This window comes from Mycobacterium sp. 852014-50255_SCH5639931 (genome assembly GCF_001665605.1).
In the GTDB taxonomy this organism is placed as follows: domain Bacteria; phylum Actinomycetota; class Actinomycetes; order Mycobacteriales; family Mycobacteriaceae; genus Mycobacterium; species Mycobacterium paraffinicum.
The window spans coordinates 409,674-421,415 of the sequence record NZ_LZSV01000016.1; the positions used below are offsets into that span (position 1 = coordinate 409,674).

Here is an 11,742-nt window from a genome sequence, read left to right on the forward strand (position 1 = left end):
GCTGTAGTGATCAACCCGAACAAGGCGGGGGCTGGATGTGCTGCTGGAATACGACCGCGGCGATCACGTACGGTGCCGTCGTATCGCCGCCAGCAGCGCCGTGGGATACCGCAATCTGTTCTCTGTTGGAGGAAAGGACAGGCGGTGCGTCCGCGGCCAGAAACAACAGTGGGGTCGTTGAATCTCATTCTGCCCCCGCTGCCTTCGGTAGCTGGGCGACTCCGCTGGCCGCGAATTGAGGGTTGGCGCCGAAAACAAATCCCATTGACAACACGGTGCGGGCGAAGAAGACGTCGGTGAGGTATGCGAGTGCGACCGCCCAGCGGTTGACGGGCCGGGGAAGCGCGTAAAGATGGTAGGCGCGGGCGACAAACTTTGCGGCATAGCCCGACAGGTGCACGCCGAGCGGATTGGCGACGGCGTAGCGCGGACCCAAGTCGACCACCATACCCTGGTCGCTGTGGCGATAGTCCTTTCGCTGGCCGTAGCCGAGACTCGCCGCGACGTTGCGGGCCAGTGTCTTACCTTGTCGGGTCGCGTGCTGTGCTGTGGGCGGTGCGATCTTGCCCGGCCGGGTTAGATCCGGAACGGCGGCGGCGTCGCCCGCGGCAAACAAGTCGGGATGACCTGGTACCTGCAAATCGGCCCGTACCTTGAGCCGGCCCCGCTCGGTTTCCAATCCCAGCGTGGCGATCAACGGTGACGGGCTCACGCCAGCCACCCACGCTACCGTGTAAGCGTCGATGCGCGAACCATCGATGAGCACAACATGATCGGCGTGAACTTCCCTGAGGGTCGTGCCCAACCGCACGTCGATTCCGCGAGAGCGCAGCACACGCATCGCAGCGTCGCCTAGCTTCCGCCCCAGCTCGGGCATGACCTGATTGGCCAAGTCCACCAGCACAAACCGCACCGAGGCCCGATCAAAGCCCATCTGCTTCGCCGCTGCGTCGGCGAGCGCGCGGAGCTGCGCCGCCAATTCGGAACCGGAATACGACGCACCGACAACGACAATCGTGCGTCGCGCGGCCGCGCGCTCCTCGTTTTCGTCGACGCAAGCCAGTTCCAACTGCTCGATCACACGATCACGCAGATACAGCGCCTCGGCCGTCGACTTCAGTCCGTGCGCGTATTCGGCCAAACCGGGTGTATCGAACACGCGGGTCACCGAGCCTGGTGTCAAGACCAGCCGATCCCACGACAGCGTCCCTACCCGACCCTCCGGATCGGTGAACGACAGCATATGCCGATCGAAGTCAACGCTATCGACCTGGCCGCGCACCGCCCGCACGCCCTTGAGCGTTCCGGCCAGCGGAACACAGACAAACCGCGGGTCGACGAGCCCACCGGCCACATCCGCGAGCAAAGGCGTGTACTGCAGGTAATCGACCGGTGAAACAATGGTCACCCTCACATCCGAGGCACCCGCCCTGTCTAGCCGTCGGACCAGTCGGCGCGCGCACTCGAAACCGGCGAACCCGCTGCCAACGATCACAACCGAGGTGGTCGGTTCCGCCTTCTGCGGTTGACGGTGAACTGGGACCGCCTCCATATCTCTTCTCCTGTCTGGTATTCGGGTATCCACCTGGTGTCGGGGATCGATCGCATGAGGTCTGCTGTTCCTTGGCCGGCCACGGAGTCCTCGACTGCGGCGTGGTAGACGGCTGTGGAGATCTCCAGCACGAGCATCGCCCGGGCCTGGGCCTTCTGTCATCACTCTTCAGCACGATTCACCCGGGTGATTTCGCGCAAGCTGCGATCTGTTGCATCGAATGCATTGAGTGACGCCCGCTTCAAGGGATTCTCCGCGGCGCCCTGAAGTGCGGTGAATCGTGCGCTCGCGGCACAGGATGCGCGACTAATACGGCTTGGCGACGGGCCGGGCGGAGGGACTCATTGGGTCGGGGGTCGCAATTGCGCCGCGCCGAAGGACACACCGAAGCGCTCGCACCACAGAACTACGCTGCCGAGCGCGCCGGTGTCGGCACCGTTGGGCACGGCGTAATCGGCGTTACCGCGGTTGGCGCGTAGGCTCCCGAGGTCTATGTGCTTGCAATGCCCAAACTTTCGCCATGGAAATCTGGCATCGTCGACCGGTGCATCGCTGAGCCATACGCGCAGTCGTGGTCCCAAAATGGTATGCAGATTTTCCAGCCGCAGAATCTGCGCCCCGTCGCCTAGGGTTAGCAGGCGCGCAACCCCGCTGGTTCGGTGGATGTGGCCCGTGAACTCGCCGCAGTGGGTCGTCTGCGCTCCACGCGGCAGAGGTTCATCGGCGGTGGTCCTGGTCAACAACTTCCACGGTTGCAGCCACCACAGGGCCACCGGCACTCCGATGATGGCAATCGCTAGTCGAGCGACGCGATGCGGCACCAACCATTCCTGCCACCACCGAGCCCGCGTCGGCCGAATCAGTTCGTCCATCAGTTCAGATCGTCGCGGGCTATGAGCCGGCGCGCCGCCTCGGTGATCGAGCCGGACAGCGACGGATAGATCGCAAGCGTCCGCGCCAAATCGTCGACCGTGATCCGGTTTTGAACAGCCATCGCGATCGGCAATATCAATTCCGAAGCGATCGGCGCGACCACCACGCCCCCGATTATCACGCCGCTGTCCTGCCGGCAAAATAGTTTGACGAAGCCCTGGCGCAGCTCCGACATTTTCGCTCGTGCATTGGTTTTCAACGGCAGCATGATGCTGCGGGCCTGAATCGAGCCGTCGTCGATCGCGGTCTGCGAGACGCCGACCGTCGCGACTTCTGGGTGCGTGAACACCGTCGCCGCGACGGTGCGCAGCCGGAGCGGATTAACGGCTTCACCAAGCGCGTGATACATCGCGATCCGGCCCTGCATGGCGGCAACCGAGGCTAACGGCAGAACACCAGTGCAGTCCCCCGCCGCGTAAATGCCCGCGACCGATGTCCGCGACACCCGGTCGACGGCAATGTAATTACCGGGGCCGAGTTCGATGCCCGCGCGCTGTAAACCCAGCCGGCCGGTGTTGGGCACTGACCCAAGTGTCATCAATGCGTGGCTGCCCTCTACGGTGCGGCCGTCAGTCATTGTCAGTAGCACCCCGTCGCCGGTCCGCCTGACGGATTGCGCCCGGGCGTTTTTGATCAGTTTGACGCCGCGTTGGGCGAACGATTCCTCGAGCACCTGCGCGGCGTCGGCGTCCTCGTACGGCAACACTCGGTCGCGGCTGGCCACCACCGTTACGGTCACGCCCAGTTCGATGTAGGCGTTGGCGAATTCGGTGCCGGTCACCCCGCATCCCACCACGATGAGGTGATCAGGCAACGAATCCAGGTCGTAGAGCTGGCGCCAGGTCAGGATGCGCTCGCCGTCGGGATGCGCCGACGGCAGGACCCGGGGGCTCGCGCCGGTGGCGATCAACACCACGTCGGCATCGCGGATCGTGGTGCTGCCGTCGCGCGCGCTCACCTTGACGCGGTGCCGGGCCAGACCGGGAGCCGCATCAACCAGCTCGCCGCGGCCCGCGATCAACTCGACACCCAAGCTCAGCAGCTGGGCGGTGATATCCACCGATTGCTCGGTAGCGAGCATCTTGATCCGCTGGTGGATCTCCGCCAAACAGATCTTGGCGTCGTCAATGTGGATGTCGAAACCCAGGCGGGTTGCCCGTCGCAGTTCAGTGCGCAGCCCCGTGGAGGTAATAAAGGTCTTCGACGGCACGCAGTCGCACAGCACCGCGGCGCCGCCCACCCCGTCGGAATCGACGACGGTGACGCGGGCTACGGCCGGATCTCGTGCAGCTGCAACCAATGCCGCCTCGTAGCCGGCCGGGCCGCCGCCGAGGATCACAACACGGGTCACCACAGGTGAAATTTCACCGACGGGCCGGACGACGGGTCATCAGGGACGCCATTCCCCACCGGCGCGGGTGTCTTCGTCGCCGATGATATGCATGGCGGCCTCCTCAGCCGAGGCAGCGCCGCCGTCAATACCGACGTCGTGGGCAAGGTAATCGGCACCAGGATCCGTGGGGTCGACGTCGAACGCGACGAGCCGACCTGCGCGCATGTCGCCGACCTGATCGTCGATTGGCTCCCCATCGCTGTCGGCGCTATCACCGATTCCGTCGCCATCCCACTGATCGGTCACTTCGGGCACCTCACGGGCCAGTCGGCGCGCCAGGCTTTCATGGGTCCGCGCTTCCCTCGCGGTGAGACCCCACGCTCGCAGTTCACGGGGCCGTTCCGGGGGTGAGTAGCCCTCGTCGAGGTCGATGCCAGTCTCTTCTGAGTCCAGGCTTTCTTCTGGTTCGAGGAGATGGGCCTGCACATCGTCGAATTCAGAAATCCCCATCGGTGCCCTCTCCATTCCGTATCTGCCAGGTCTTATTGCGCTGGCGGGTCCGCTGCTGTGCCGAGACAACGGCACACACCTGCGCAGCTGAAGATGTTCTGATCATGACGCGCAGAGGGGTGAACTGTCGTCGCCCACCTCCGCCACTCACCCGGGTGATCGACGGCAGACGAATCGTCAAGACCGGTGGAGCGGGCCGGCAAGTTCACCGCAGCAGTCGATGCACGACCCGGTTGGTGTTGAGTTTGTGGATGGCGTTCACGACCACGTGCCGCTCACCCGGATGAATTGCCCCGTCGGGTGATGACCACTCACCCCCCGGCGGTGGACCCTGGCACCGGAATGACAACCGGAGGTGTTGTGGACGCAAGAAAATGCCGTACCCGCGGCCAGGGCCGCGTGATTCGGGGATCGGCCATGGAAGAAACGCGCCTGAACGCAGGCGCGGCCAAGGCAGCGCATGTACAGCGGCCGGAAGAAGACGATGCACTGACCGGCGCCGCCGCATCCAGACGCTCGCGCTTTTGGTCCCCGCGTTCCTCGGGTGCCCGGACCGTTCTCCCGCACCGGTCCCCCCCGGTTCGGTCGTGCCTGACTCGGGCAAGCGATGGCCAGTATCTAGGCGTGCCACTGCTTTTCGCGAGGGAGGGAACGTAGCGTGGGCCGCGTACGCGCCGAATGTACAAAGGCGCCAGACGTCCCGCTGACCGCTCAATTTGAAAGCGCCGTCGTCCCGCTCCTTGAACCCCTGTATCGGCAAGCTCTCCGGATGACCTCCAACCGAGTGGACGCGGAGGATCTGGTGCAAGAAACAATGCTCCATGCTTATGCCGGTTTCCGCGCGTTCGAGCCAGGCACAAACCTCGAAGCATGGCTGCGGCGGATCATGACCAACACCCATATCAACGGCTATAGGAGGCAAAAGCGCCGTCCCGCGCAACATCCGAGTGGTGAGATCACCGATCGACAGCTAGCGGCCAGTGCCCCACACACGCCCGGGGGCCTCCGGTCGGCCGAAGACCAGGCCCTCGAACTGCTGCCAGACCCCGACCTCAAGGCGGCAATGATGGGGCTGCCCGAGCAGTTTCGCATCGTCGTGTACTTTGCCGACATTGGCGGATACTCCTACAAGGAGATCGCCGCCATGACCGACTCCCGGCAAGGGACCGTAAGTTCGAGGCTGAACCGCGGTCGAAAACAATTGCGCGAATTGCTATTCGACTCCGCAGTCGACCATGCTCCGAGAACGACCGACAACGCGTCAGTCAGAGGCAACCAACAGCATCCGGCAGGCGCTGATCACGACGGTTCCGGGGCGGCATCGACGGTGAAAGGCAAGGCTGATCCTGCATGTTCGCTACATGGTCCCCTCGGGGCGCTGACAGCCGTTTGCACGGACCCGCGTCGAGAACGATCCGGGCATCGTCGTCGAGTTCATGTGATCGGGCGGGAGATCAAGGGACGTGATGGATAAAGCGAGAGCTCAGTCCCCGCATACGGTTACCCCGTCGTTGCCCTGGAGCATCGGCCTGATGCTACCGGCACCGGAACATCTGGCGTTCTATGCCGGCGTCGGTGCAATGGCCCTGTTCGGGATCATGGAATGGCCCGTCGTCGCTGCGTTGGTGGTGGGCCACACGCTTGTCAACGCGCAGCACAACAAGGTTCTTCAATCACTTGGTGAAGCATTGGAAGAAGCCTAGTTGCAATAGATTACGAGCCTGCGTTTGCGGTCTTCCGTGACCGAAAGGCCTCACGCTCGCAGGATCGAAACAGCGACCACGCTAGTAATGAATCCGAATAACAGGTGAAGCCCGAGGGCGATCGGCACGGGATTTACCTTCGCGACGCCCCGTGCACCAACATGGATCGCGCCGATGCCAACATAATTTATGAGCCACAGCGCCACGCCGGCCACCAGACCAGTCGCGAGGTACGCGTGCGTGAAATCCTGCGCGAGAAGGACGATAGCGATGCCGAATACGGCCGAGAGTAGGACGTGGAGGGCGACGCCGACGAGGGTGGCCACTCCAAACATCCTAGTGTGGGCGCGCCTTGGGCCCAGAGTGAGGCCGCCGATGCTGTTGGGCAGCGCCCACAAACCCCGCCCACTCGCCGCACCGTAGGCCATGCCTAGCGCGGCGATTGCGAGTCCGCCGACAATGCCACCAATGACGCCAGCGACGTAGCCGGTCACAGTTCCCTCCTTGTTGTTCGATCAAATCCAGGACCCACCCGAGGGGGACATCTGATCGGTCTCCTAGCTGAGTGACAGTTACAGAGCCGCAAAGTATTCAGCGTTGAAGCGTCCGCGACCAGGACGCCGCGAATTTGGACACCCCGTCGTGTTCAAGTACGGCGAACACATTGGGCAGATCGACACCGACCGTCGTCAGCCGGTCGAACACTTCCCGCGCGTGCACCGCCTGGCCCGCCATGGTTTCACCGGCGATGACGCCGTGGTCGGCCACCGCCTCCAGCGTCGGTTCAGGAATGGTGCTGACCGTGTTTGGTGCCACGAGTTCCGTGACGTACATCGTGTCAGGGTAAGCGGCGTTTTTTACACCCGTGGAGGCCCACAACGGCCGTTGCACGCGAGCACCCGCGGCGCGCAGCGCGGCGAAGCGAGGCTCGGCTTCGAAGACCTGCTGGTAGGCCGCGTAGGCCAATCGCGCGTTGGCAATGCCCGCCTGTCCTCGCAGTCTGAGCGCCTCATCGGTGCCGATCACCTCGAGTCGCTTGTCGACTTCGGTGTCCACTCTGGATACGAACAGCGATGCCACAGAGTGGATTTGAGATATGTCAACGCCCGCCTGGCTGGCGGCTTCGACACCGGCCAGATAGGCGTTCATCACGGCTCGATGCCGTTGGACAGAAAAGATCAGCGTGACGTTGACTGAGACACCTTTGGCCAGCGCGGCGGTGATCGCCGGCAGCCCCGCTGTGGTCGCCGGTATTTTGATGAACACGTTGGGCCGGTCGACGACCTTGGCCAGCTCGACGGCCTGCGTGACTGTTGCATCGGTGTCGTTCGCCAGCGACGGGTCGACCTCAATGGAAACTCTCCCGTCGACGCCGTCGGACGCCTCCCACTGCGGGCGGAGCACATCGCAGGCCGCCCGAACGTCGTCGGTGATCGCCGTGCGGACTGCGGTATCGATATCGGTACCGCGGCCCGTGAGCTCGGCAATCTGGCCATCGTAGGCGCGCCCGTGTGTCAGTGCGCGCTCAAAGGTGGACGGGTTAGTGGTCACGCCGACAACGCTTCTCGTGTCGATCAACTGCCGCAGCTTGCCGGACTGCAGCAGGCTGCGCGACAAGTCATCCAGCCAGACCGATACCCCCGCCAGTGATAGTGCAGCCAGATTCGGGTTCTGAGTCATCCCGTCACCGCCGCTCGCCGGGGGCCGAGTCGCGGTAGAACCCATCCCACACCACATACGGCCCGATAGAGCACCAACGGCGCGTACGCACTCAGCAGCACCTGCCAATCAGGCGGAGTTACCGAGCCCACGTCGCTATTGAGTCGGCTCGGCATGTTCCGGCGTGACTGCCCCCGCGCCGCCCGCACCGTCACCGCGGTTGGGCAACGCCCACTCCGGGCGGACGTAGTGGCAGGTGTAGCCGGATGGATACCGCTGCAGGTAGTTCTGGTGCTCGGGTTCGGCTTCCCAAAACTCGCCGGCCGGGTTGACCTCGGTTACGACTGCGCCGGGCCAGCGGCCTGATGCTTCGACGTCGGCAATGGTGCGCACTGCGATTTGCTTCTGCTCGTCGTCCAGATAGAAAATCGCTGACCGGTAGCTGGTTCCGACATCGTTGCCTTGACGGTTCTTCGTGGTCGGGTCGTGGATCTGGAAGAAGAATTCCAGCAGTGCCCGGTAATCGGTCTCGTCTGGGTCGTAGGTGATTTCAAGTGCCTCCGCGTGGCCGGGGTGATTGCGGTAGGTGGGATGCGTGTTGCTGCCACCGGTGTAGCCGACCCGGGTGGATACCACACCGGGCTGCTTGCGGAACAGGTCCTCCATGCCCCAAAAGCAGCCGCCGGCAAGAACGGCGATCTTATTGTCAGTCATGATTTCTGCTCGCCGACGCTTTGGTGTTGCTCCGATCCATCCTGTGTGAACAAGTGCAGATATTGCCCATAACCCTCGGCTTCCAGGTCGTCGCGGTGGATGAATCGCAGAGATGCCGAGTTGATGCAGTAGCGCAACCCGCCCGCTTCTGCAGGGCCATCCGGGAATACGTGGCCCAGATGGCTGTCCGCTTGGGCTGATCGCACCTCGACTCGATCCATGAAGTGGCTGCGGTCGTGCTTCTCAACAAGGCTGTCCGCGTCGATGGGCTGGGTGAAGCTGGGCCAGCCGCTTCCACTGTCGAATTTGTTCACCGAGGCGAAAAGCGGTTCGCCAGAAACAATGTCAACGTAGATGCCGGGTTCATGGTTGTCGCAGTACTCGCCGGTGAACGGAAGCTCCGTGCCGCTCTCCTGGGTGATGCGGTATTGCTCGGGGGTTAGCGCGTCAACCGCGGCGCGGTTCTTGCTGTAATTGTGTGACACTCGATCTCCTTCGTTCACGCAGCCTTGGTGTGCTGCGCTTTGTATTTCGTCCCGTCCAGCGTCGTTGCCGGGTTAGTTGCGGCCCGCCATGATGCCGCCGTCGACGTTGAGAATCGCGCCGGTGACCCAACTGGCCTCATCAGAGAGCAGGTACGTCACGGCGTTGGCGACGTCGGCGGGGGTGCCGACGCGTCCCAGGGGGTGAAGCGGCGCAAAAGTGTCAAGCGTGGCGTCGATCTCGTCCTTCGGGATGAAGCCCTCGTAGAGGGGAGTCTTCACGACGGCCGGTGCCACCGCGTTGACGCGGATCTTGTGCTCGGCAAGCTCGATCGCGAGGTTGTGGGTCAGCGCGTGCAGCCCGGCTTTTTGCATCGAGTACACCGACGACGGCGTCAGAGCAATCGCCTGATGTGCCCACATGCTGCCGATGTTGACGATGGAGCCACCCTCCCCGCGGGCGATCATGCCCTCAACGACTGTCTGCGTCAGGAAGAACAAGGCATAGTTGAGCTCCATGTACGAGTCATAGGTCAACGCGTCGTACTCGAGAAACGGCTTGGGAACAAAGAATCCAGCCGCATTGACCAACAACGTCGCATCGCCGTGGTGCTCGGAGACCACGCGCTGAACGTCGCCGACCGCGCTCCGATCCGTCAACTCAGCGGTGATCCCCCAGGCCTGACCACCCCCAGCGGTCAGTTCGGCCACGGTGTCATCAACGCGGTCCTTAGACCGGCCGACGATCACCGCACTGCCGCCGTGCCGCACAATATCCACGGCGACCTGCCGCCCCATACCGGCACTGCCCCCGAGGACGATGACCTTCTTGGAATCGAAGTGCATGGTGAGACCTTTCTGCTGTTCATTCTCGGCGACTCCTGCTGGGCCCTTTACCCGGCAAGAACAGTTGTAGCCCTGGCGATTACACCCGGCGCAATGCGTGTCTACCTCTAACTGGTATCAATCTGCTGCCCGGCGGGGTGAGCTGTCATCACCCCGGCGTTGTTTCACCCGGGTGAGTTCTGGCGCGGCGCGAGATCAACTGCTGACACCGCAATACCGTGACGGCGTTCGCCGTCGATCACCGCGTGAGGGGCGAAGCTTCGCGAAATTAACCCGGGCGATCAGGGGACGAGAGCTTCGCGCTTCGGTGAGGAGCCAGCGCCCAGTTGAGAACCGGTGCAGCCGGTGCTGGCGAGTCATGACTGTATTGACGGAAGCGGGTTGTAATGCTCAGAAACAAAGACCGGGAAGTAAAGTGGCTGCGAATACGTTTACCCGGCGGTTGCGATTACACGCGGCGACAGGCGACGTTGGAGCGTATGCCTAAAGGCAACCACCGATGTGACGACGTGTACACGAGATGGCGGCGGGCGCAGGTTAATTACTCGGTGCCGTGATTGTTCACAGCCTTGGGGCGACAATGAAGGAGTGTCAACCATGTACGGCGCAGATGAAGAAGTGGTGCTGATCACCGAGGCCACGGCCTTGCCAGGCAGAGGAGACGACTTGCGGCGTGCGCTTGCTGAGCTAATCCCGCAGTCGCTGGCCGAAGGAGACGTGAGCACCTTCCGGCTCCACGAAGACCGAGATCAGCCAGGACATTTCACACTTTATCAGCGATTCCGAAACCAGCACGGTGTCGACCTCCACGTCCAGACCGAACACTTCGCGCTCAGCGTGGGAGCGTTGGCCCAGTTCGCTGAAGGCGGCGAGGCCCAGGTCACCTTCTACCATGTATTGAGTCGCTAAGCCCCTGCGCCTCCCGCGCTCTGGGTCATACCACCCATCGGAAGCGGGGCCCCCCGGTCTATGGTCCGGGGCGACCCCCCTGCGACAGCTAAAGGCCGCGCCTTGTCCAGATTGTTCAGCGCAGGGCCGCACCGCTGTGGTATTCGGGACTACTGCGATCCCGGCGCCGGTGCGCAGGCCGGCTCTGGCAAATCCAAATCGGCTTTGCTCAGTCGGTAGATTTCAAGGGGCAAGTTGTAGTACTTGTCCGTCTCACCGACCCATTCCATGCCCACTCGCCGCGCCGTAGCCACCCCGCGATGATTGCCTGGCCGCACGACTGCGAAGACCTCACTGACACCAACATTTGTGAATGCTTGATGAGCCACCGCATGACCGGCTTCCGCGCCATAGCCGCGACCCCACAGCGTCGGTGCGACCTGCCATCCGATCTCAAGATCGGTGCGGCCAGGTGGAAGCGGAAGCAGTGCCACTCCCCCGATCAGGTCGCCAGAGTCTCTATCGGTAATCGCCCATCGGCCCAGGGGCAGGCCGGTCGCGTCGCTTTCGGCGATCCATGCGCCCAAGAGTTGACGCATGTGCGCGTCGTCGGTGATCAAGGGCAGCGCCGGACACAGCCAACGCGAAACCTCCGCGTCCCCGTATATCCCATAGGCGGCGGTGTCGTCGTCGAGCTGCCAAGGGCGCAACAAGAGCCGGGTCGTCAGGATGCGGCGCGTGTCAGGGTCCCATTCGACGTGACGATGCTCAGTCATTTCCGCCTCCTGGGTTTGTCATACACGTACTGGGGCAAGTCACCCAATTCTAGGCCCCGCCAAGGGCGAATACTTGCGGCCGGCGGCCGGCGGTAGCGTCTGGGGCACACGCCCCACTCCGGGACATCATGAAGTACCCAGAGGTATAGCAACAGAGTGATCGGACCGGCTGTCGGGCGACCGCGTGATTCACGGTGTCGGTGCCGCTCACGCGTTGAGCAGCCGCTCACCGATCACCCGTTCGGCCCGCAGTCTCGCGATCTCGTCCGCGGACAGGCCCAACCCGCCCAGGATGTCGTCGTTGTGCTGGCCCAGCGTCGGCGGGGCCTGTCTCTTATACACATCT

At 63.2% G+C, this 11,742-nt stretch carries 13 protein-coding genes; 3 read left to right on the top strand and 10 right to left on the bottom strand.

What is annotated here, in order from left to right; all coding sequences use genetic code 11:
* Positions 1-184: 184 nt before the first annotated feature.
* The 4 genes from A5758_RS09680 to A5758_RS09695 form a co-directional block, all read right to left on the bottom strand.
* A complete protein-coding gene (locus A5758_RS09680; RefSeq protein ID WP_067739379.1) occupies positions 185-1,552 on the bottom strand; it encodes an NAD(P)/FAD-dependent oxidoreductase in 1,368 nt (455 codons plus the stop codon).
* Positions 1,553-1,893: 341 nt separating this feature from the next.
* Positions 1,894-2,424: a DM13 domain-containing protein gene (locus A5758_RS09685; RefSeq protein WP_082939635.1), complete on the bottom strand. Its 531-nt coding sequence runs from the start codon at positions 2,422-2,424 to the stop codon at positions 1,894-1,896.
* Positions 2,424-3,839 (bottom strand): NAD(P)H-quinone dehydrogenase, encoded by a 1,416-nt coding sequence (locus tag A5758_RS09690; protein ID WP_067203805.1) that lies wholly within the window; start codon positions 3,837-3,839, stop codon positions 2,424-2,426. Before A5758_RS09690 ends, A5758_RS09685 begins: the two co-directional genes overlap by 1 nt.
* A gap of 36 nt (positions 3,840-3,875) precedes the next feature.
* Entirely contained in the window at positions 3,876-4,343 is a 468-nt protein-coding gene (locus A5758_RS09695) for a DUF5709 domain-containing protein (RefSeq protein ID WP_067739382.1), read from the bottom strand.
* A gap of 643 nt (positions 4,344-4,986) precedes the next feature.
* Between A5758_RS09695 and A5758_RS25125 the strand changes: the two genes are divergently transcribed.
* Both A5758_RS25125 and A5758_RS25695 read left to right on the top strand, forming a co-directional pair.
* Positions 4,987-5,802 (top strand): sigma-70 family RNA polymerase sigma factor, encoded by an 816-nt coding sequence (locus tag A5758_RS25125; RefSeq protein WP_369816412.1) that lies wholly within the window; start codon positions 4,987-4,989, stop codon positions 5,800-5,802.
* A 37-nt stretch (positions 5,803-5,839) separates the two neighbouring features.
* Positions 5,840-6,031, top strand: a complete 192-nt coding sequence (locus A5758_RS25695) for a hypothetical protein (RefSeq protein WP_156624489.1) — start codon at positions 5,840-5,842, stop codon at positions 6,029-6,031.
* A gap of 50 nt (positions 6,032-6,081) precedes the next feature.
* On the opposite strand, the gene A5758_RS25700 is transcribed toward A5758_RS25695, so the two are convergent.
* From A5758_RS25700 to A5758_RS09725, 5 genes are all read right to left on the bottom strand, one after another.
* Positions 6,082-6,357 carry a hypothetical protein gene (locus A5758_RS25700; protein ID WP_156622564.1) on the bottom strand — a complete coding sequence of 92 codons (276 nt, stop codon included), beginning with the start codon at positions 6,355-6,357 and terminating at the stop codon, positions 6,082-6,084.
* A 265-nt stretch (positions 6,358-6,622) separates the two neighbouring features.
* Positions 6,623-7,711, bottom strand: coding sequence for a transaldolase (gene tal, locus A5758_RS09710; protein WP_067203809.1), 1,089 nt, complete (start codon positions 7,709-7,711; stop codon positions 6,623-6,625).
* A gap of 135 nt (positions 7,712-7,846) precedes the next feature.
* Positions 7,847-8,404 carry a peptide-methionine (S)-S-oxide reductase MsrA gene (gene msrA / locus A5758_RS09715; RefSeq protein ID WP_067203810.1) on the bottom strand — a complete coding sequence of 186 codons (558 nt, stop codon included), beginning with the start codon at positions 8,402-8,404 and terminating at the stop codon, positions 7,847-7,849.
* Positions 8,401-8,889: a peptide-methionine (R)-S-oxide reductase MsrB gene (gene msrB, locus A5758_RS09720; RefSeq protein WP_067739388.1), complete on the bottom strand. Its 489-nt coding sequence runs from the start codon at positions 8,887-8,889 to the stop codon at positions 8,401-8,403. Before msrB ends, msrA begins: the two co-directional genes overlap by 4 nt.
* Positions 8,890-8,961: 72 nt before the next feature.
* Positions 8,962-9,732: an SDR family NAD(P)-dependent oxidoreductase gene (locus A5758_RS09725; protein WP_067203812.1), complete on the bottom strand. Its 771-nt coding sequence runs from the start codon at positions 9,730-9,732 to the stop codon at positions 8,962-8,964.
* Between the two features lie 597 nt (positions 9,733-10,329).
* Here A5758_RS09725 and A5758_RS25130 point away from each other — a divergent pair.
* Positions 10,330-10,641, top strand: coding sequence for a putative quinol monooxygenase (locus tag A5758_RS25130; protein ID WP_156622565.1), 312 nt, complete (start codon positions 10,330-10,332; stop codon positions 10,639-10,641).
* Positions 10,642-10,790: 149 nt separating this feature from the next.
* Here the strand turns inward: A5758_RS25130 and A5758_RS09735 are convergent, their stop codons facing one another.
* Positions 10,791-11,396, bottom strand: coding sequence for a GNAT family N-acetyltransferase (locus A5758_RS09735; protein WP_067203814.1), 606 nt, complete (start codon positions 11,394-11,396; stop codon positions 10,791-10,793).
* Positions 11,397-11,742: the final 346 nt, after the last annotated feature.

Coding starts and splice junctions, on each gene's coding strand:
- A5758_RS09680 (WP_067739379.1), bottom strand. CDS start 1,552: ATGGAGGCGGTCCCAGTTCACCGTCAACCGCAGAAGGCGGAACCGACC.
- A5758_RS09685 (WP_082939635.1), bottom strand. CDS start 2,424: ATGGACGAACTGATTCGGCCGACGCGGGCTCGGTGGTGGCAGGAATGG.
- A5758_RS09695 (WP_067739382.1), bottom strand. CDS start 4,343: ATGGAGAGGGCACCGATGGGGATTTCTGAATTCGACGATGTGCAGGCC.
- tal (WP_067203809.1), bottom strand. CDS start 7,711: ATGACTCAGAACCCGAATCTGGCTGCACTATCACTGGCGGGGGTATCG.
- msrA (WP_067203810.1), bottom strand. CDS start 8,404: ATGACTGACAATAAGATCGCCGTTCTTGCCGGCGGCTGCTTTTGGGGC.
- A5758_RS09725 (WP_067203812.1), bottom strand. CDS start 9,732: ATGCACTTCGATTCCAAGAAGGTCATCGTCCTCGGGGGCAGTGCCGGT.
- A5758_RS25130 (WP_156622565.1), top strand. CDS start 10,330: ATGTACGGCGCAGATGAAGAAGTGGTGCTGATCACCGAGGCCACGGCC.
- A5758_RS09735 (WP_067203814.1), bottom strand. CDS start 11,396: ATGACTGAGCATCGTCACGTCGAATGGGACCCTGACACGCGCCGCATC.